Source organism: Mesorhizobium sp. LCM 4576, from assembly GCF_001854815.1.
GTDB lineage: Bacteria > Pseudomonadota > Alphaproteobacteria > Rhizobiales > Rhizobiaceae > Mesorhizobium > Mesorhizobium plurifarium.
Genome location: NZ_MDDT01000009.1, coordinates 148308 through 168230 on the forward strand (window position 1 = coordinate 148308; position 19923 = coordinate 168230).

19 protein-coding genes are annotated in these 19923 nt (G+C 65.5%); 2 read left to right on the forward strand and 17 right to left on the reverse strand.

Annotated elements, in window-relative coordinates; translation table 11 throughout:
- Positions 1–240: 240 nt before the first annotated feature.
- From LCM4576_RS04510 to LCM4576_RS04540, 7 genes are read right to left on the reverse strand one after another with little or no spacing between them, the layout of a single operon-like run.
- Positions 241–1263 (reverse strand): AraC family transcriptional regulator, encoded by a 1023-nt coding sequence (locus tag LCM4576_RS04510; RefSeq protein WP_041001865.1) that lies wholly within the window; start codon positions 1261–1263, stop codon positions 241–243.
- A gap of 36 nt (positions 1264–1299) precedes the next feature.
- A complete protein-coding gene (locus LCM4576_RS04515; protein WP_083361303.1) occupies positions 1300–2928 on the reverse strand; it encodes an AMP-binding protein in 1629 nt (542 codons plus the stop codon).
- A 3-nt stretch (positions 2929–2931) separates the two neighbouring features.
- Positions 2932–3678 (reverse strand): enoyl-CoA hydratase/isomerase family protein, encoded by a 747-nt coding sequence (locus LCM4576_RS04520; protein WP_071030789.1) that lies wholly within the window; start codon positions 3676–3678, stop codon positions 2932–2934.
- 44 nt (positions 3679–3722) lie between these two features.
- On the reverse strand, positions 3723–5414 hold the full coding sequence (locus tag LCM4576_RS04525) for a methylmalonyl-CoA mutase family protein (RefSeq protein WP_071030727.1): 1692 nt from the start codon (positions 5412–5414) through the stop codon (positions 3723–3725).
- Entirely contained in the window at positions 5411–6412 is a 1002-nt protein-coding gene (gene meaB / locus LCM4576_RS04530; RefSeq protein WP_071030728.1) for a methylmalonyl Co-A mutase-associated GTPase MeaB, read from the reverse strand. Before meaB ends, LCM4576_RS04525 begins: the two co-directional genes overlap by 4 nt.
- On the reverse strand, positions 6409–6858 hold the full coding sequence (locus tag LCM4576_RS04535; RefSeq protein WP_071030790.1) for a cobalamin B12-binding domain-containing protein: 450 nt from the start codon (positions 6856–6858) through the stop codon (positions 6409–6411). Before LCM4576_RS04535 ends, meaB begins: the two co-directional genes overlap by 4 nt.
- A 28-nt stretch (positions 6859–6886) precedes the next feature.
- Positions 6887–8224, reverse strand: coding sequence for an aspartate aminotransferase family protein (locus LCM4576_RS04540; RefSeq protein WP_071030729.1), 1338 nt, complete (start codon positions 8222–8224; stop codon positions 6887–6889).
- 97 nt (positions 8225–8321) lie between these two features.
- Between LCM4576_RS04540 and LCM4576_RS04545 the strand changes: the two genes are divergently transcribed.
- Both LCM4576_RS04545 and LCM4576_RS04550 read left to right on the forward strand, forming a co-directional pair.
- Positions 8322–9182 carry a LysR family transcriptional regulator gene (locus LCM4576_RS04545; RefSeq protein ID WP_071030730.1) on the forward strand — a complete coding sequence of 287 codons (861 nt, stop codon included), beginning with the start codon at positions 8322–8324 and terminating at the stop codon, positions 9180–9182.
- A 208-nt stretch (positions 9183–9390) separates the two neighbouring features.
- Positions 9391–9834, forward strand: coding sequence for a thioesterase family protein (locus tag LCM4576_RS04550; protein ID WP_071030731.1), 444 nt, complete (start codon positions 9391–9393; stop codon positions 9832–9834).
- A 45-nt stretch (positions 9835–9879) separates the two neighbouring features.
- Here the strand turns inward: LCM4576_RS04550 and LCM4576_RS04555 are convergent, their stop codons facing one another.
- From LCM4576_RS04555 to LCM4576_RS04600, 10 genes are all read right to left on the reverse strand, one after another.
- Positions 9880–10941, reverse strand: a complete 1062-nt coding sequence (locus tag LCM4576_RS04555) for an ABC transporter ATP-binding protein (protein WP_071030732.1) — start codon at positions 10939–10941, stop codon at positions 9880–9882.
- Positions 10942–10948: 7 nt separating this feature from the next.
- Positions 10949–11761, reverse strand: a complete 813-nt coding sequence (locus tag LCM4576_RS04560; RefSeq protein WP_071030733.1) for a carbohydrate ABC transporter permease — start codon at positions 11759–11761, stop codon at positions 10949–10951.
- Positions 11761–12642 carry a carbohydrate ABC transporter permease gene (locus LCM4576_RS04565; RefSeq protein WP_071030791.1) on the reverse strand — a complete coding sequence of 294 codons (882 nt, stop codon included), beginning with the start codon at positions 12640–12642 and terminating at the stop codon, positions 11761–11763. The genes LCM4576_RS04560 and LCM4576_RS04565 overlap by 1 nt, the downstream gene beginning before the upstream one ends.
- A gap of 74 nt (positions 12643–12716) precedes the next feature.
- Positions 12717–14009: an ABC transporter substrate-binding protein gene (locus LCM4576_RS04570; protein ID WP_083361305.1), complete on the reverse strand. Its 1293-nt coding sequence runs from the start codon at positions 14007–14009 to the stop codon at positions 12717–12719.
- Between the two features lie 64 nt (positions 14010–14073).
- A complete protein-coding gene (locus tag LCM4576_RS04575) occupies positions 14074–15090 on the reverse strand; it encodes a Gfo/Idh/MocA family protein (RefSeq protein WP_071030735.1) in 1017 nt (338 codons plus the stop codon).
- On the reverse strand, positions 15087–15803 hold the full coding sequence (locus tag LCM4576_RS04580; RefSeq protein ID WP_071030736.1) for an N-acetylmannosamine-6-phosphate 2-epimerase: 717 nt from the start codon (positions 15801–15803) through the stop codon (positions 15087–15089). Before LCM4576_RS04580 ends, LCM4576_RS04575 begins: the two co-directional genes overlap by 4 nt.
- A 65-nt stretch (positions 15804–15868) precedes the next feature.
- Entirely contained in the window at positions 15869–16780 is a 912-nt protein-coding gene (locus LCM4576_RS04585; RefSeq protein ID WP_083361306.1) for an N-acetylmannosamine kinase, read from the reverse strand.
- Positions 16764–17591: a MurR/RpiR family transcriptional regulator gene (locus LCM4576_RS04590; RefSeq protein WP_083361307.1), complete on the reverse strand. Its 828-nt coding sequence runs from the start codon at positions 17589–17591 to the stop codon at positions 16764–16766. The genes LCM4576_RS04585 and LCM4576_RS04590 overlap by 17 nt, the downstream gene beginning before the upstream one ends.
- A gap of 75 nt (positions 17592–17666) precedes the next feature.
- Entirely contained in the window at positions 17667–18806 is a 1140-nt protein-coding gene (eis, locus tag LCM4576_RS04595; RefSeq protein ID WP_071030793.1) for an enhanced intracellular survival protein Eis, read from the reverse strand.
- A 246-nt stretch (positions 18807–19052) separates the two neighbouring features.
- Positions 19053–19913, reverse strand: a complete 861-nt coding sequence (locus tag LCM4576_RS04600) for a MaoC family dehydratase N-terminal domain-containing protein (protein WP_071030738.1) — start codon at positions 19911–19913, stop codon at positions 19053–19055.
- Between the last annotated feature and the right edge of the window lie 10 nt (positions 19914–19923).

Below are 19923 nucleotides of genomic sequence, written 5' to 3' on the forward strand. Positions count from 1 at the left end.
TCGAGCTGACTTGAATTGGGCGGGCCGGGTTTGCCGTTGGGCAAGATCAGGCCCAGGCGGGCGGGTCAGGTCATGAGGCCGGAGCAGGCTCCCGTCACCAAAGATGTCTTGCTCTCGATCCGCATCCGAAATGCCCCGCCTTCGGGGCATATTGGATGCAAGCGAAGTGGCATGCGATGACCGTAGGACCCAGATTTGGTGATCGATTTTGCAATGTTTCGGGAATGCGTCGCTCAGCGGTCAGTTCGCCGACGCGTTGTCGCAGGCATCGACCTCGGAAGACGCCTCGCGGCGGAACAAAGCCGGGCTCTTGCCGGTCCATTTGTGGAAGGCGCGGTGGAAGGCGCTCGGCTCGGAAAAGCCGATGTCGGCGGCGAGATCGGCGACGCTGCGGCTGCCATTGAGCAGGGCCTCCATCGCCAAAGCCCTGCGCATCTCGTCCTTGATCGAACGATAGCTCTGGCCTTCCGACTGAAGCCTGCGGCGCAAGGTCGGCGCCTGCATGCGCATGCCTGCGGCAAGCCGCTCGAAGCTCGGCCATGACGCGGGCGCGGTGGCATGAAGGCGTCCGCGTATGGCCGCCGAGAGCCCCTCGTCATGGCGGTAGCGCACCAGGATGTTGGCCGGCGCCTTGCGCAGGAATTCGCGCAACGCGCAGGCATCGCGGATGACCGGCAGCTTCAGGAATTCGGCGTCGAAGACAAGGCGGCTTTCGGGCTGGTCGAACCGCACCGGCGCGCCGAAGAACAGCCGGTAATCGCTCCCCGTCGGTGGAATGCTGCATTTGAAATCCACCCAGCGGATGGGAAGGCGCCGGCCCACCAGCCAGCAGTTCACGCCATGAACGATGATCCAGAAGGTGCGGTAGGCGAAGGCCGACCGCAACGGCCCGGAATCGCTCAGCCTGACTTCGGCGAGCCCGTCGCCGACGGTCAGCTCGCCATGCGGATCGTCGAGCACGGCGCGCAGGAAGCGCAGGCCCCTGCGCAGGGCGTGCTCCAGCGTCTCGGTGGTAAGCAGCGCCTGGCAGAGCAGCGCGAAGCTGCCGGCCCGCATCGGCCGGGCGCCTTCGCCGAAGAACTCGTCGTCCATCGCCTGCGCGACGGCATGCCAGAGCGCGCCATATTGTTCGGCCGAGATCGGCTCGGAAATCACCGGCGGCAGCCCGACGCTCGCCAGCAAAGGCTCGACCTCGACATTGTGGCGGCGAAGGCATTCGAGCGTGTCGTCCATGAAACAGGGAGCGATCATCCGGCGCTGCATCGCGTGGGGCTCCGTCCTCCTTCTGCCTGCGCCTTGCTAGCGCTCGCCCCGATCGAATGTGGCGGCGCCGACACCCTGCTGCCGCAGCGCTGTCCTGGCGATTTTTTCCGTCGGCGTTCGCGGCAGCGGCATGTCGGTGATCTCGATGTAGCGCGGCACCATGTGGCGCGGCGCCAGCGCCCTGAAATGCGCCAGCAGCTCGGCCGCCTCCAGGGTCGAGCCCGCCCGCCGCTGGGCCACGACCATGATGTCTTCCTCGGTGAACTCCGACGGGATCCCGAACGCCGCGCTTTCAACGATCTCGGGATGCTTCTCGGCGACGGTTTCCACTTCGTAGGCGGATATATTCTCGCCGCGCCGCCGGATCGCCTCGTTCAGGCGGTGCTTGAAATAGAGCCARCCATCCGCGTCCAGGCAGCCGGCGTCGCCGGAGTGGTACCAGAGGTTCCGGAGCGTCTGCACCGTCTTGGCGTCCGCCCGGTAATAGCCGGAAAACATGCTCCAGCTCTTGCGCGGGCGCGATACGATCTCGCCGACGCACCCATGCGGCAAAGGCCGGTCCTTGTCGTCGACGATCGCGACTTCCCAGTCAGGGTGCGGACGGCCGCAGGAACCTTCCTTCGTGTCATCCACGGTATCGAGCGTGACGAAACCCGTCTCCGTCTGTCCGTAGCCGGTGACAAGCCGCATGCCGAAGCGTCGCTCGAACRCTTGCTTGTCCGGCACCATTGGAATGCACTGGCATATGCGCACCGGATTGGCGCCGTCGCCGTCGGACGGCGACTGGCGCGACAGGATGACCGCCATGGCGCCGAGCAGGTTCGTGGCCGTGGCGCCGCTGGCGCGGACCTGCTCCCAGAAGCGCGAAGCGCTGAAGCCGTCGACCAGCGTCGCGCGGGTGCCGTAGATCAGCGGCAGGTAGACGCCGAACATCTGCGCGTCGGTGTGAAACAGCGGCAATGCCGAGAAATAGCTGTCGCCGGTCGTGTAGCCGAGATTGAGCGCCATTCCCGCAGCCCAGGAATAGCAGTGATGGTGCGACATCAATGCGCCCTTGGCCGGGCCGGTGGTGCCCGAGGTGTAGAGGATCGCCATCGGGTCGGAATAATGGATGTCGGCGAGGTCGAAATCCGGCTGCCCGGCCATGCATTCCTCGAAGGAGACGATGCGGCCGATCCGGATGCCGGCCGCCCGGGCCTCGCCCGGATCRACGCCGACGAGGACGAGAGTGCGCAGGTCCGGCAGCCGGTCCTGGACCCTGGCGAGCTCCTCAAGCGCGTTGGCGTCGGCGACGAGGACCTCGGCGCCACAATTGTTCAGGTTGTGGCAGAGCAGGTCGCCCTTGAGCCCCGGATTGCTGGGCACCTCGATGGCGCCCAGGCTCGACACGGCGAACCACGTCGCAACCAGCTCGAAACAATTGGGCAAGAGCATCGCCACCCGGTCGGACTTGCCGATGCCGAGGCCGCRCAGGCCGCGCGCCAGCCGCGCTGAAGCGACCTGCATCTCCTCGAAGCTGGCGGAGCGTCCGCAAATGTCGATGAACGGGCTATCGCCGAGGCGTTCGGCCTGCGTGCGCAGGATCTTCGGCAACACCCGATTCTCCAAATCGTCGTCGTGCTGGCCGGGGATGTAGAAGGAAGGGGCGAGTTCGAGCATGGTCATGGATCAAAAATTCTTTGCCCGCGCTTGCGCTTCCGGGGAGAGGAAACCGCTCACCGTGGCCCTGGTCTCCAGCGCCATTGCATCGGCGAGGGAAGAGTGGAAGCCGTTGTTGATGGCATGCTTGATTTCGGCCACGGCGCTTTCCGGACGCTCCGCTATCGCCAAGGCCAGTTTCCTTGCCTCGTCCAGCAATTGCGCCTCGGGAAAAAGCTTCCACGCGATGCCGACTTCGAGCGCCTTCCTGGCGTCATGYTTCTCGCCCAGGATCATCAGCTCCTTGGCGACCTGCGGCCCGGTCTGCTTGGTAAGCAGCGCAGTGACGCCACCGGTGACGAACAGCCCATAGGTGACTTCGGGGAAGAACCAGCGCGCACTGTCGGCGAAGAGCGTGAAATCGCAATTCACCGCCCATTCGAGCGCGCCGCCCACGCACCAGCCATGCACTGCTGCGATGACGATCTTGCGCGACTGCATGATCTGCAGGGTGATGTTCTGGATGGCGTCGACCCAGCCTCGTGTCGTCGCCTCGGAGGTGGTCTGCTCGTCGAGGTCCTTGAGGTCGTCGCCCGAACAGAAGGCGCGCCCTTCGCCATGCAGGATGACGGCGCGGATCGACGGGTCCGCTTCGGCGCGCGCCAGCGCCTCGGACAGCCCGTCGACGAGCTGCCTGTTCATGGCGTTCAGCCGCTCGGGACGGTTGAGCTTGACCCAGGCGATGGCACCATCATGCCTGGAAATGACTGCGCMCATCTTGACGCTCCCCATCTTGTCGTCTCCCACCTTGGGCATCCTCCTCAAACGATCATTGGTTCGGCATAAGCGCCCCAGACCTCGCGCAGCGCGGCGCAGATCTCGCCAAGCGTCGCCTTCGCCTTCACGRCCTCGATGGTCTTCGGCAAAAGATTGATGTCGTCAGACCTCGCCTGTTCGGCGAGGTCCTTCAGCAGTTCCCGGACGCGGGCATTGTCGCGGCTCGCCCGCACCGCCTGTAGGCGGTCGATCTGCAGCTGCGTGCACGCTTCGTCATAGGGATGGATGTGCACTTCGGCCGAGCGGCTGGCCTCGTCGACATAGCGGTTGACGCCAACCGAGATCTTCTCGCCGGCATCGATCTTCTGGAATGTCGCGTAGGCCGAGTCCGCGAGCTTCTGCTGGAACCAGCCTTCCTCGACCAGCTTCACGGCGCCGCCGCGCTCATCCACCTCGTCCAGCAGTTTCCAGATCTYGGTCTCCATGTCGCGGGTGAGGCGCTCGATGAAATAGGAGCCGCCGAGCGGGTCGATCACGGAGGTCACGTTGATCTCGTCGCGGATGATCTGCTGGGTGCGGATGGCCAGCTTCATGGCCTCTTCGGTCGGGATGGCAAAGGCCTCGTCGAGGCCGTTGGTGTGCATGCTCTGGCAGCCGCCCAACACGGCGCCGAGCGCCTGGATCGCCGTGCGCATGAGGTTGTTGTGGTGCTCGACCTTGGTCAGGCTCATCGCCGCGGTCTGCACATGCACCCGCAGCCGCATGGATTCCGGCTTCCTGGCCTTGAAGCGCTGCGCCATGATCTTGGCGTAGACCCGCCTCGCCGCCCTGAACTTGCAGATCTGCTCGAAGAAATCCTGGTGGCTGATGAAGAAGAAGGACAGCCGGGGCGCGAAGTCGTCGATGTCCATGCCGGCGCCGGTGACCTCCTCGCAATAGGCGATGGTGAAGGCCATGATGAAGGCGATCTCCTGCAGAGCGTTGCCGCCGACATCCGAGAGGTGATAGCCGCTGAGGCTGATCGGATTGATCTTCGGCGTCGCCTTGGCGCTGTGCATGATGAGGTCGCGCAACAGCCTCAYGGCGGGACRCACYGGGTAGATCCACTCCTTTTGCGCGACATATTCCTTCAGCGGGTCGGCCTGCAGCGTGYCCGCCAACTTGTGGAGGTCGTAGCCGCGCCGCTCCGCGACGGCGACATACATGGCATAGACCACCCAGGCCGACGGATTGATGGTGAGCGAGACCGAGATCTTTTCCAGGTCGATCCCGTCGAACAGCCGGTCGACGTCGTCGACCGTGTCGATGGCGACGCCGACGCGCCCGACCTCGCCGAACGCCCGCGGATCGTCCGAGTCGAGACCAAGCAGCGTCGRCAAGTCGAAGTCGGTCGAGAGCCCGGTCTGGCCGGTCTGGATCATGTATTTGTAGCGCTGGTTCGTGGCCTCGGGATTGCCGAAGCCGGCGACCTGCCGGATCGTCCAGGGCCGCCCGCGATACATCGTCGGATAGGCGCCGCGGGTGAAGGGATAGGCGCCGGGGAAACCGAGCTCGTCGGCCGGAATGTCGGCGATGTCGGCGGCCGTGTAGACGCGCTTCAGCGGAATGCCGCATTCCGTCTCGTAGGCCGGCTTTTCCTCCGGCCGGCTGCCGAGCGCGGCGGCGAGTTCCTTCTCCTCCCACGCGGCCTGTTTCTCGCGGATGTCCTCGATCGCGGTCTCAGAGAACAGATTCATGTCGCTTGCCCCTCGTCCGTCCAGCCGAGCAGAAGGCGAGCCGCGCCGGCAGGGTCCATATCCCTGTTCACGACCGCCTGGATGTGCTCTCCGATCTCGCCGGCCCGCTCATCGAATTTGCGCTGGAAAAGATATTTGGCCGCGCCGAGGATCCGCGTCCGGCAAATGCCGCGCTGCCGCTCGGCCAGCTCGCCGCTGTCGCGCAGATGCCCCCAATGCCTGGAAATGGCATCCTTCAGCTCGCCGATCCGCTCGCCCGAGACGGCGCTGACCGGAAGCACCGGCGGCGTCCATTTCGACCGCGCCCTTTGCGACCCGAGGGTCATCATACCACGCAGGGCCGAGACGGTTGCCGCCGCTTCCGGCTTGTCGGCCTTGCTGACGGCATKGATATCGGCGATCTCCAATATGCCGGCCTTGATCGCCTGTATGTCGTCGCCGAGCCCCGGCGCCGAGAGAACGACGATGCTGTGCGCCGCCGTCACCACTTCCACCTCGTCCTGGCCGACGCCGACGGTCTCGATGATGATGGGCGAGTAGCCGGCGGCGTCGAGGACGTCGACCGTCTGCAACGTAGAGCGGGCAAGGCCGCCGAGATGACCGCGTGTCGCCATGCTGCGGACGAAGGCCTGCGAGGACGAAGCCGCCTCGCTCATGCGCACCCTGTCACCGAGGATCGCGCCGCCGGAGAACGGGCTGCTCGGATCGACGGCGACGACGCCGACCTTGCGCCCCTCCGACGCGAACGCTCGGACGAGGGAAGACACGAGCGTGGACTTGCCCGCCCCCGGAACGCCGGTGATGCCGACGACATGCGCCTTGCCGGTGTGGCGGTAGATCTGCGCCAGCGCGGACGTGGCTTCCGGATAGCCCGCCTCGGCGCGCGTGATCATGCGGGCGATGGCCGCAACATTGCCGGCGAGTATCTCGGGCACCAGCTCGATCGAGGGCCTGTATGCCGCACGCCTCACCGGCCTCGAAGGCGTGAAGACGGTCATACCCGGCCACGAGCGGCGATCAGGTCCCTGATCGTCATCACGATCAGCTCGGCCCGCGCCTCCTGCGGCACGATCGCGTCGACGCCGCTATCCCACAAAGCGGCATAGTCCTGCTCGGGAATGACGCCGCCGGCGACGACGAAGATGTGATCGGCCTTCTCTTCGCGCAGGCAGCGCCCAAGTTCCCGGAACAGCGGAACATGCGATCCGGAAAGGAGGCTGACGCCGATGACGTCGACGTCCTCCTGGACCGCCGCCGCCACGACTTCGCCCGGCGACTTGTAGAGGCCGGTATAGACGACTTCCATGCCGGCATCGCGCAGGATCCGCGCCACCACCTTGGCGCCCCGGTCGTGCCCGTCCAGCCCCAGCTTGGCGACAAGCACGCGGATGGTGCCGGCCGCCGCGTCCCGGTCCGGCGTGTCGCCCGAGGCCTGTTCAGTCATGCTCGCTTCGTTCATAGGCCCCTGCCCGTCACTCGGCGGYGATGCCTGGGCGGCCGGCGCCGGCGGACAGCACCGCCTCGATGGCGTCGGAGATCGTGCGCWATCCGAGATCGAGCTCGTCCTCGGAGATCGTCAGCGGCGGCGCGATGCGGAACACGCCGCCCATGCCGGGAAGCTTGACGATGTTCATGCTGAGCCCGCGCCTGAATGCCTCCGCGGCAATCTTCGCGCCGAGCTCGTGGTCGGGCTCGCGGCTCTCTCCGTTCTTGACGATCTCGACGCCCAGCATCAGGCCGCGGCCGCGCACGTCGCCGACGCATTCATAGCGTTGCTTCAGTTCGAACAGTCCGTCGAAAAGCCTTTTGCCGAGATGGCGTGCGCGCTCGACGAGGCGCTCCCCTTCGACGACATCGAGCACGGCCACGCCAACGGCGGCCGGCAGTGGATCGGAGACATGGGTGGTGTAGAACAGGAAGCCGCGCTCATGCGCGGTTTCCTCGATCTCGGCGCTCGTCATGACGGCCGCCAGCGGAAGGCCGGCGCCGATGGTTTTCGACAAAGTGAGGATGTCGGGCGTGACGCCGTCGCGCTGGAAGGCGAACATGTCGCCGGTGYGGCCGACGCCGGTCTGCGCCTCGTCGAGGATGAGCAGCATGCCGCGTTCGCGGCATTTCTGCTTCAGCGCCGCGAGGTAGCCCGGCGGCAGCTCCAGCATGCCGCCGCTCGACAGGATCGGCTCGGCGATGAAGGCAGCCAGACTGCCGGTCGACTGGCTGTCGACCAAGGCGAAGGCATCGTCGAGCTCGGCCGCCCAGTCGAGCGAGCCGTCTGCCTTCTTGAAGCGCGGGCGAAAACTGTTCGGCGCGGGAATCGCGATCGAACCGACCGCCGCAGGCCCGTAGCCCTTGCGCCCGGCGCTGTAGGTGGCGGAAGCGGCGACCCCGGTCATACCGTGCCAGCTCTTGGAGAAGGCGACGATCTCGTGCTTGCCCGTCACCAGCTTGGCCATGCGGATGGCCGCCTCGTTCGACTCCGCGCCCGTCGAAAGCAGGAGCGCCCTGTCGAGGCCGGGCGCCAGCGCGGCGAGGCGCTCAGCAAGCTCGACGACCGGGCGGGACAGCATGCCGCTGAAGAGATGCGCCACGGTTTCGACCTGGCGGCGCACCGTCGCGACGATCCGCGGATGCGCATGCCCGAGCAGCGCGCTCATCTGGCCTGAGGTGAAGTCGAGTATCGGCCGATCGTCGGCGTCGTAGACGAACGAGCCTTCGGCGCGCTCGATGATGGCGGGCTCGAAGGCGCCGCCATAACGGATGAGGTGCTTTCGCGCCGCCGACCAGAAGGCATTGTCCAGATTTCTCGACATCTCACAGCCTCGCCAAGAATGCAGACCCGAAGATTAGCGGCTGGCGCAACAGCAGTAAAATTGATAGATATCGAACTCCGATATCAATGGAATTGATATGGCTGCACCCCTCGATCTCAAATTGCTGTCAACCTTCGTGCGCGCGGCGCATTCGGGAACGCTCAGCGCCACGGCCGTGCAGGTCGGGCGCACGCAATCGGCGGTGACGATGCAGATACAGCGGCTCGAGGATGCGCTCGGCGGCCAGAGCCTGTTCCATCGCAGCGGCAGCGGCGTGCGCCTAACCGGCAGCGGCGAGCGCTTCCTTGCCTATGCCGAGCGCATCCTCAAGATCCACGACGAAGYGGTTTCGGCTTTTTCCGGCAAGGGCCTGCGGGGCTCGATCATCTTCGGCAGCCCGGAAGACTATCTGAGCGCCTTCTTTCCCACGCTCTTGAGAAGTTTCGGGACCCTCTATCCGGACATCGAGATCAAGGTCGTGGCCGCGCCGACCGTCGAGCTTCACAGCCTGCTGCATGCGCGCCAGGTCGATCTGGCGCTCGTCTCCATTCCGGACGCGAGCGCGTCCAGGGAGGTCGTGCGCACGGAAGCGATGGTCTGGGTCGGCAGCAAGCCGACACTGGAGCTGCACGAGTTCGGCGAGACCGTGCCGCTGGCCCTGYCGGCCTCGAACGCCATGGACCACAAGGCGGCCTGCGATGCCATGTCCCGTGCCGGGCTGCGCTACAAGATAGCCTACGCCAGCAACAGCCTCACCGGCCTGATAGCCGTGGCGCGCTCCGGCCTTGCGATAAGCGTAATGACGCAGAAGGCCGTCCCGCCGGACCTGTTCATCCTCAACGCGCCGCTTCCGAGACTGTCCCGGCTCGGCGTCCTGATCGCCTTCRCCGAAACCACGAGATCGCCGGCCGTCGAGGCGTTCGCCAGCCACATTCGGGGCATCCTGCCGTCGCTGTAAAATCGACCCGTCAGAGATCCGGCAATCGATCAAAGCATGTCTCCCGAAAGCGGGAACCGGTTTCGGGATAAGGCATGCGTAAAATCAAAAACCTAACGCGCATGGAGCAAATCTGAAAGATCGCGACGCGCTTTAGGCTCTCCACGGAGACAACCGATCCCCGCTGGTCTAGATGTGGGTCGCATCGGATAAATTATCGGGAGCAAAGATGATCTTACTGACGAGAGCTGTGGTTCAACCCTGGAATTGCGACATGATGGGCCACATGACGACGCGGTTCTACGTCGCCTTCTTCGACGACGCCATCAACATCCTGCTGGGACAGGCGACCGGCTGGGCGCCGACGACGCCCGAATGGGCCGACAGGGGGTGGGCCGACGTCCGGCATGAGATCGACTTCGTCGGCGAGGTGCCATCGGGGGTCATCGTGGAAATCTACGGCACGGTCCGCAGTGTCGGCCGCACCTCCATCCAGACGGACTACGAGATGCGCAGGCTGCATGGCGGCGAACTCGCGGCGAAGCTCGCCGCCAAAACGGTTTTCTTCAATCTTGCGGAACGGAAATCCACCCCGCTGACGGAGCCTATGCTCGAACGCCTGAAATCCTGGATGGCCGCAGCCGATGCGCCAAGCCATGGCGGYGGCGCTTGAACCAGGAAGGCTGCCGGCAGGGATCGGTCAGCAGTGGACGCCTCGCTAGCGGATGCGGTTGCCCTCGGCGTCGAAGATACGGGCGCKGGTGGGCTGGAAACGCAGCGTTATCGTCTCGCCGAAGCGCGGTTGATCCTCGCGGCGTTCGGCGACGACCGTTTCGCCGGAGGGCAGCGCGCCGTGGACGTATGAGGTCGAACCCAGCCGCTCGGTGACGTCGACAGCCAGAGAAARCGTCACGCCTTCCTTCTCGTCGAGATGTTCCGGGYGGATGMCGRGCGTGACGGTGCGGCCGTTATCTAGCCGAGCCTTGAGATGCGTAATGTCCACTCTCGCTTCGCCGGCCGTGAGCGCCTTGCCGTCATCGACCACCGTCGCCTTGAGGAAGTTCATGCGCGGCGTGCCGATAAAACCAGCGACGAAGACATTGTCGGGATCGTCATAGAGCGAGAGCGGCGTTCCGGTCTGCTCGATCTTGCCGGCCTTCAGGATGACGATCTTGTCGGCGAGCGTCAGCGCCTCGGTCTGGTCGTGCGTGACATAGACCATGGTGCGGCGGATCGACTGGTGCAGGCGCTTGATCTCGGCCCTGAGCTCGGTGCGCAGTGCGGCGTCCAGATTGGACAGCGGCTCGTCGAACAAGAAGAGGCGGGGGTCGCGCACCAGCGCCCGGCCGATGGCGACGCGCTGACGCTGGCCGCCGGAAAGCTCGCGCGGCAGACGCGATAGCAGCGGCTCGATCTGCAGCAGGCGCGCGACGCCGGCGACCTTCTCGTCCGAAGTCCTGCGGTCGAGCCCGCGCATCTTGAGCGGGAAGGCGATGTTCTGCGCCACCGTCATCGTCGGATAGAGCGCGTAGGACTGAAAGACCATCGCGACATCGCGTTCCCGCGCGGGCAGGTTGGTGACGTTGCGGTCGCCGATGACGATGCTGCCGGAATCGATCGGGTTGAGACCGGCCACGGCGTGGAGCAGCGTCGACTTCCCGCAGCCGGACGGGCCGAGCAGCACGACGAAGGWGCCCTCCTCGACCTCGACCGAGACGTCGTCCAGCACCTGGACCGCTCCGTAGGATTTCGAGACCGACCGTATCGAGAGTTGCGCCATCGGATGTTCAGCCCTTCACGCTGCCAAGCGTCATGYCGCGCACCACCTGTCCCTGCACCAGGACGCCGAGCACGATCATCGGCAGCATGATGAGGGTGGCGGCGGCGGTCAGCGCGCCCCACTGGATGCCCTGGAATGTCAGGAACGAGGTGATCGAGACCGGCAGCGTCTGAGTGTCTCGGCCGGTCAGCACGAGCGCCACGAAGAACTCGTTCCAGGTGAACAGCACGCACAGGATGAGCGTGGCTATGATGCCGCCGCGGGCGGCCGGCAAATAGACGTGCCAGAAGATCGAAAACTCGCGCGCCCCGTCGACACGCGCCGCATCGCGCAACTCCTTCGGGATGTCGTCGAAGAAGGTGATGAGCAGCGAGATGGTGAAGGGTACGTTGACGAAGGCATAGGCGGCGATCAGCAGCCAGTGTTTGTTCAGCGCGCCGATGCGGGTCGCGAGGTAATACATGGGGATGACGAAGAGCAGCGCCGGCGCGATGCGCAGGCTGAGGATGAATTTCTCCCGGGCGCGGCGCAGCTCCGCCGGCTGCTGCGCCAGACCATAAGCCGCGAGCGAGCCGACGGCGACGGCAAGCGCGCTGGAGAGGATCGAGACGATGAAGGAATTGGCGAAGGCGCTAAGGAAGCCGCGATTGGCGAACACCGTCCGATAGTTGTCGAGCGTCGGGCTGAACAGCCAGACGGGCGGAATGGCGAAGGCGTCGCGCGTCGTCTTGAAGGAGGTGACGACGACCCAATAGAGCGGGAACAGCACCGCAAGCAGAAGCAGGGCCAGACCAACATAGAACAGCGCGCGCCTGGCCATCAGCGGTTCCCGGTCTTCGGGAAGAGCACGCTGTACATGKTGAGCAGCGCGACATTGGTGAACACGGTCAGGATGATGGCGATAGCCAAGGCGTAGGAGATGTCGAAATTGGTGAAGGCGACGATATAGCCGTAATAGTTCAGCGTCTCGGTCGACAACGCCGGCCCGCCGCGCGTCATGATGTAGAAGAGGTCGAAGGCCTTGATGCTGTCGATCGCCCTGATCAGCGCGACGATGGCAAGCGCCCGGCGCAGCATGGGAAGGAGCACGTACCAGGTGACCTGCCATTCGCGTGCGCCGTCGACGCGGGCGGCGTTGAGCGGATCGGTGGGCGCCGATTCAAGCGCGGCCATCACAAGCAGGATGACGAAGGGCGTCCACTRCCAGATGTCGGCGACCAGTACCGAAAACAGCGCGATCCGCGGGCTGCCAAGCCAGTCGACCTGGGCGWTGCCCACCAGCGACAGAAGATAGTTCGCCATGCCGGTGGCCGGGTCGAAGAGGAAGCGCCAGGTGAGGCCGACGACAACAGGCGTCATGATGATCGGCACCAGAAGCAACGTCCGCACCAGCCGCTTCATGGCGAAGTCGCGGTCGAGGAAGAGCACGACGGCAAGGCCGAGCGCGATCTCGATCACGGTGGCCAGCACGGTGAAGAGCACCGTGCGCCAGAGCGCGGCCATGGCGCGCGGATCGCCGAGGAAGCGGATATAGTTGTCGAGCCCGACGAACTTCTCGCGCCCTGCCCGCATCAGCGAGAGGTCGTGCAGGGAAATCCAGATGACAAACAGCGTCAGCGCCACCGATGCTACCGTCAGGCAGACGATGATCGGCTGGAAGAAATGCCTTGTAGGATCGGACGCTGCGGCCACGGGTCTCATCATCAATCCATGAATGCAGGGAAATTCACCCTGCCGCGCACAGGGAGCGCACGCGGCAGGGCACGCCTCTCGACCTAGCGGGCGAGCGCGGCGTTGTTGGCTTCGTCGGCTTCCTTCAGGGCGTCGGCCGCGCTTGCGGTTCCGGCGAGCGCCTTGGAGACGGCGATGCCAGTGTTGTTGATGATCTCGTTCGCCTGCTCGACCGTCGGCAGATATTGCGGGTTGCCGGCGTTGATGGCCGCGATCATGCCTTCCTTGAAGGCGCCGTAGCGTTTGCCGAAACTGTCGCTGTTGAGCGCCGAGAGCGAGGTCACGCCGGAGTTGGGATCGGTCTCGATCGATTTCAGCTGCTGCTCCTTTGCGGTTGCCCAGGCGGCGAAGAGGGCCGCCGCTTCCTGGTTCTTCGACTCGGCCGAGACATACATGGAATGCACGGCGAGCGAGGACGAGCCGCCCTTCGGCGAAGCCGACTTCATCGGCACCGGCACATAGCCGACCTTGCCGACCACCGTCGAGACGGCCGGATCTTCATTGTAGGCGCCGTTGACGGTCGCATCGAGCGTGATTGYCGCCTTGCCCTGCTGGAAGAGCAGCCGGTTTTCTTCCCAGCYGAAATTGGCGACGCCGACCGGACCGTAGTCCTTCAGCACCTTGGTGAAGGCGTCGAGCGCGGCGATGCCTTCAGGTGTCGCCAGCGCCGACTTGCCGCTGGCGTCGAAGAAGGAGCCGCCGAAGCCCCACAGATAGGCCGCCCAGACATAGACGCCCTGGATGCCCTGCTGGCCGCGCATGGTGATGCCGGCGATCTGCTTGTTGGTCTTTTCCGAGATGGTTTTCGCCGCGTTCTCGATGTCCTCGAAGGACTTCGGCGCCGCCAGCCCGTACTGTTCGAACAGGTCCTTGCGGTACATGACGAAGGTGCTCTCGCCATAGACCGGCAGGCCGTAGACCTTGCCGTCGAGGACGTTGGTATTGARATAGCCAGGCACGAAATCGGCCTTGTCGAAATTCTCCTTGTGCTTGGCCAGGAAATCGTCGAGCGGCACGATGTAGCCCGACTTCACGAAGCCCRGCAGGTAGATGATGTTGTTCTGGACGACATCGTAGCGGCCGGACTTGGACGAGAACTCGAGCAGCTCCTTCGCGGTGATGTCGGCCTCGGGCACGACCTCGATCGCCACGTCGATGCCGGTCTTCTCCTTGAATTCGGGCACCATCTTCTGGATGGCGTCGGTGGTCGGATGGCCCTCGAGCAGCACCGATATCTGCACGCCGTTGAACGGCTTGTCTTCGGCCGAGGCCGGCGCGGCCAGCGAGAGCGCGGCGGCGGCCGCGCCAAGCATCAGTAGATTGCGTCTGTTCAGCATGTTTTCGTCTCCCATTCTTGGGCCGTCTGGCCTCGTTGCAACAGCGCCGTCCGTTTGACTGAGCTCAACCGAGGCGCACGATTTCGCCGCTCTGTGCCGACTGCATCATGGCAAGGGTGAGTTCGAGCGAACGAAGGGCTTCCCGGCCGGTGGCGATCGGCATCGCCGCGCCGTCCAGCCAGTCGATGAGGCCGCCGAGCTGGCGCGCGAGGTCGCCGTCGATGCGGCCGTTGAGCTGGGGCCAGTGCTGGGTGTCGATCTCGCGCGACGTCTCGTTGCTGGCGAAATAGAGCCCGCTGTCGCCGCACTGGACCTCGWAGGATCCGTCGGTGCCGATAAGTTCCATGCGCGCGTCGATCATGTGGCGCGCGCCGGACGGCAGCGACCAGGCGCTCTCGAAATTGACGACTGTGCCGCCGGAAAAGCGCACGATGGCCGCGATGCTGTCCTGTGTGCCGGAGCTGCCCAGCAGCTTATCGGTCTGCTGCGCATAGACCGACACCGGCTGCTGGCCCTCGAGCATCCACAACACCATGTCGACGTCGTGGACGGTGACATGYAGTGCCAGCGGCAGCTTGCCGCCATAGCGCTTCGGGCCCTCGGTGCGGGCGCTGTTGCGGCGGGCATAGATGTGGATCGGCTCACCGATCTTGCCCGATGCCATCAGCTCCTTGGCGGCGGCGTAGCGCGGATCGAAGCGCAGCAGGTAGCCGACGCCGAGCTTTAYGCCCGCCGCCTCGCAAGCCGCGATGATGGCCTGGGCGTCGTCGACCTTGGAGGAGATCGGCTTCTCGACGAAGACGTTGATGCCGGCTTCGGCAACTGCAACGGCCGGCGCCAGATGCAGATTGTCCGGCGTGCAGATCGAGACGAGATCGAGATCGCGTTCCGAGCCGAGCAGCGCCTGATGGCTGTCATAGACCTTGCAGCCCGGCGCCTTGGCCGCCACGGCCTCGGCCAACGCGCGGTTGGGATCGACGATGGCCGCGAGCTCGGAGCCCATCATACTGGCGAAGATGCCGGCATGCATGGAGCCCATGAAGCCTGCACCAATGACGGCGACGCGACGGCGCTTGATCATGTCGGGTTCCTTCTCAGTTGCGGACGGGCACTCGAGGCGGCGACCTCGTCGGCGAAACGGCGGGTGATGGCGTCGGGCCGGGTGATGGCGCCGCCGACGACGATGAAGCGGGCGCCGAGCTCGAAGCAACGGACGGCCTCGTGCGGCGACCATATGCGCCCCTCGGCAACGAAAGGAAGGCCGGCACGGGCGAGTTCCTCCATCAGGGCGAAGGCGGGGCCGCGCTGGTCGCTGGAATAGTTTGTGTAGCCGGCCATGGTGGTGCTGATGAGGTCAGCGCCGGCATCGAGCGCGCGCCGGCCTTCATCGAGCGTGGCGACGTCGCCCATGGAGAGCCGCCCCCTCGTCGCGATGCTGGCGAACATCGCCTTCAGCTCGGCGGGGCGCGGCCGGGCGGTGGCGTCGATCGCGACGACATCGGCGCCGGCCTCGACGACGGCGGCGACGTCGTCGAGCGTCGGTGTGATGTAGACCTCGGTGTCGTCGCGCCTGGACTTGATCAGGCCGATGAGCGGCACGTCGACCGCCGCGCGGACGGCGGCGATGTTGGCCACCCCCTCGATGCGGACGCCGGTGGCGCCGCCCAACACGACGGAGCGCGCCATCGCGGCGATGTGGCCGGGAGCGTCGAGCGGCAGGCCGGATTCGGCCTGGCACGACACGACCAGCGTTCCATCGAGTGTGGCGAGCAAATCGCCCTGCTTGGCCTGCACCGGGGCATCTCCTGGAAGAGCATCACCTCTCTAACCAAGCGTAGATGAAAGTTTTTGTCAAGAAGTTATATAAGATGAAAATTTCCGTCAGGCACTTTCGAGCGTGCCAGCGTCGCCGCGCCAAGCAGGCCGGCATCGGCGCCCGCACGCGCGGCGAGGATGGGACGCCGGTAGACGCGGGGCAGGTCGAGCGAGCGCGCGTGCAGTGCCTCGATGAAGCCGCCGGCGAGGCCGACTCCGCCGCCGACGGCAAAGCAGTCGACATCAACCGAGGCCGTCAGGTCAGCAAAGGCGTTGACCAGTGCTGCGACCGCGCCGGCGATGATTTCCGCGRCATTACCGTTGCCTTGTTCCGCCGCCGCAAACAGCTCCGGCGCCGTAACCTTGCGGCCCAGGCGCGCGCTGCCCAGCCGCGCCAGCGCCGTACCCGAGGCGACCGTCTCCAGGCAGCCGCGCCGGCCGCAGCCGCACAGGATGCCGCCGGGCTCGGAGCGCGTGTGCCCGACATGGCCGRCGAGCCCGGTCGCGCCGCTTTCCAGCCGGCCATCTATCACCAGCCCGCAGCCGATGCCGGTGGAGACGGTGAAGAAGGCGAAGTTGCGAAAACCCTCGCCGGCGCCGATCGTGAATTCGGCCCAGGCAGCGGCCTGCGCGTCATTGACGACGAACGGCGGCATGCCGAAAGCGCGCTCGATCGCCGAGGCAATCGGATAACCGTCCTCGATCGGCAGGGTTTCGGGGTTCAGCGCCGTCAACGCGCCGTCGCGCACGATGCCGGTGGTGGCGACGGCCACCGCGCCAAAACCGCTTTTCGGCGCAAGCCCAGCGATGGCCGCGATCAGGTCGTCACCCCTGCCGGTGCGTGGCGTCGGCGCCTGGCGGCGGTTGGCGATCATGCCGCCACGCACTTCGGCTGTCGCGATCTTGGTGCCGCCGATATCGATGGCGAGCACCGGCAAATCAGAAGCTGCGGTCACTCACGACCTCCGCCGTGCGGCTGAGCTCGACCAGCCGCTTCGGATCCTGCCTGGTCATCTCGGCGACCAGCGCATCGACGATGAGCAGTTGGCTGATCTTCGACGGGAAGGCGCCGCCAGTGAGCGGCGTCTCCGGCCAGGAGGCAATCAAAGCCAGGTCGCAGACGGCGATCAGCGGGCTCTTCGAACGGTTGGAGATACCGATGACGAAAGCGCCCTTGGAGCGGGCGAGCTCGGCGACACGCACGGCGTCGATGGTCGAGCCGGAGCTCGAGATCACCACCTGCACCGTCCCCGGCTGCGCGGTTCCCGCCGCCATAACCGCCAGATGCGCATCGCCCAGCGCGCGGCTGAACTTGCCGATGCGGGTCATCTTGTAGGCGAGATACTGCGCCGTGACGGCGGAGGCGGCGATGCCGAAACACTCGACCACGGAAGCGTCGAGGAGTTTTCGCGACGCGACGGCGACGTCTTCGCGAACGATCAGCTGCTCGGTCTCGCGCAGCGAGGTGATCGCGGTTTCGACCAGCCGCTGGATGTCGTCGGAAGGAGAGCCGTTATCGCGCGCCCGTTCGTCGGTCGCCAATTCCTTGGCCAGCGCCAGCTTGAAATCCTGGAAGCCGGAAAAGCCTTGGTCGCGGCAAAAGCGCATGACGCTCGCCTCAGACGATCCGGACGTTTCGGCAAGCTCGGTGATGCTCTGGCGAAGCGTGGCGTCGGGTTGCGCCAGCACCGTCTCGGCGACCCGCRCCAGCGCTGGCGTCATGTCGCCCGCCGCCGCTCTCAGCGAGGCTATCAGCGCGTGTGTCATGCAATATCCCTCAAAAGCTTCCTGGTGTGAGCATGATCCTGTCCAAAACCGGTTCCCACCTTTTCGGGATCATGCTCAGAAATGTTCCGCCACCCAGGGCGGCGATCCGGCAAAGAGCTGGTCACAGCGGCGTATGTCAGCCGAGTCGCCGGAAACGAGGCGATACTGCGCCAGTTTCGAGGCGCTGCGAAAGCCCGTGAAGAGCTGGGCGAAGGCGGTCGGTTGCAGTGACACCGCCCCGCCCAACGCGCCGGCCGCCTCGCCTACCTCCGCCTTGCCGGCGCGGATGTCGATCTCCAGCGGCGGCGCCTCGCCGATGCGCAACGCGAGCCGGGCTGCGTCGACATGGTAGCCGCGCTGGCGCAGCGCGGCTGGGGGGTCGAGCACGCGCAGCAGCCACTCCTCCTGATGCGCAAGCCGCCAGCCCTTGTCCGGCATGGCCGCCACCAGATCGTCCTGCGGAGCGCCGTGCCAGCGCACGGCCGGATAGACCGAGCGGAAGCGGGCGAGGAAGGAGAGCAGGCCAAGCGCCGCCTCGGGCGAAGCGGCAAACCAGTCCCGGACCTCAAGACGCGCCTCGTTGCCCATGTCGAGGATCAGATAGGCGGCCTCGCCCTCGGCCAAATAGGCGGCGAGCGCATCGGTCGGCGCGCGGCGCAACTCGTTCCAGTGCGCCGTGCCGCGCACGAGCAGCCCGGATTCGCGCAACGTCTTTTCGGCATAGGCGCCGGCCAGCCGCTGATCGTCGAGTTCGACGCGCTCGAAGCCAAGCCGGCTGGCGGAGGGCAACGCCGCGGTCTCGGCCTCGTAGACGATCTCGTGGCCGGCGAGCTCGAAGCCCGCCTTGCGATAGACCGGCCGGGTCGAGGCAAACAGCGTCGCGACCGCCGCGCCATTTGCCTTTGCCTCCTCGCAAAGCGCGTCGACCAAGGGAACCGCTAGGCCCTGCCCACGCCGCTCCGGCGCGATCGCCACATGGGCGATGTTGACGGCCCGCACCGGCCTGCGGTGGAAGACATGCGCGGTTTCGAGCAAGGCCGCGCAAGCCATCGGAAGCCCGTCCTCGTCGCGCAGGAGCCTCAGCGAAGCCAGCCCGGCATTGGCGATGTATTCCTCAGACCGGACCTTGCTGAAGCCGAAAGCCCAGCTCAGAAGGTTGATGATGTCGGAGGCGTCGCCGGCGGTTGCCGGTTCAAGCTTGAAGTTTTTTTTCATATCGTTTCCAATATTGACGATTTCCATCATAACTTGAAAACGGCAATGCGCAACAGGCAGCTTCGCTTAAAGCGCGTCGCGCTGAAACGGATTCAGGCGACGCGCTTTAAGTCCTTGTTTTGATGCATGTCGTTGTCCCAGAACCGCTGCGCACTTCTGGGCGACATGCATTAGCTCGCGAGCCCGCCGAAGCACAGGTATCAGCTCGAGAAAGTCATCCAGGCCGGCATTGAGTGCCGTGCGGGCTTATGGCGCCGGATCCCGACCGACATCGGCTTCCATATGGACTACACCGCCGTCGCCTTGGGTCCAGAACCGCTGAGTGTCAGGGGAAGCGGCGATGGTGAGGCTGCGGCCCGCGATCGCCGGCGCGACGCCCCGGTAGCGGAAGGTCGCCGGGATTCCGGTGCCGCGAGCCGCCGCGAGGTTGAACATCAGCGTGGCCTGCAGCGGGCCATGGACCACAAGGCCCTCATAGCCTTCCGTTTCGGTGGCGTAAGGCAGGTCATAGTGGATGCGGTGGCCGTTGAAGGTGATGGCCGAATAGCGGAACAGCAGCGTGGACGACGGGACCAGGGCCCACGATGCGCCGACCGGGCGGCCTGGCATCGGAGCGGTCTTCTCGCGGCCCGATGCGGCGTGCTTCGGCGTCGCGGCCTCGCGATAGACGATATCGTGCCGTTCGCTCAGCGCGATGCCGCGTGCGGTGTGATAGCGGTGGTCGACCGCGACGAACCAGAGTTCACCAGACCTGCCTTGCTTGCGTACGACGTCGCGGATCGTGGAGACCCGACGGACCTCATCGCCGATCCGCAAGGCATCGTGCATCTGCAATTCACCACCCGCCCACATGCSGCGCGGCTGCGGCACCGGCGGCAAGGACAGGTTTCTGGCCGGATGGCCATCGRCTCCCAACTGGTCCATTGCGACGATCGCCGGCGACAGGCACCAGTGGATCMCCAATGGCGCGTGGCCGGCGGCCAACGGTGCGAGATTGGGCTCGAATATCGCTCTGAAGCTCTGCACGAGGCGCTGCGAAACGACATCGAAGCTTTCGCTTTGACGGCCAATCCAGTCGGCGAACGGTTTCTTCCCTGTCGTGTCCACTGGCCTTGTC

Coding starts and splice junctions, on each gene's coding strand:
- LCM4576_RS04535 (WP_071030790.1), bottom strand. CDS start 6,858: ATGACTGAACAGGCCTCGGGCGACACGCCGGACCGGGACGCGGCGGCC.
- LCM4576_RS04510 (WP_041001865.1), bottom strand. CDS start 1,263: ATGCAGCGCCGGATGATCGCTCCCTGTTTCATGGACGACACGCTCGAA.
- eis (WP_071030793.1), bottom strand. CDS start 18,806: ATGAAAAAAAACTTCAAGCTTGAACCGGCAACCGCCGGCGACGCCTCC.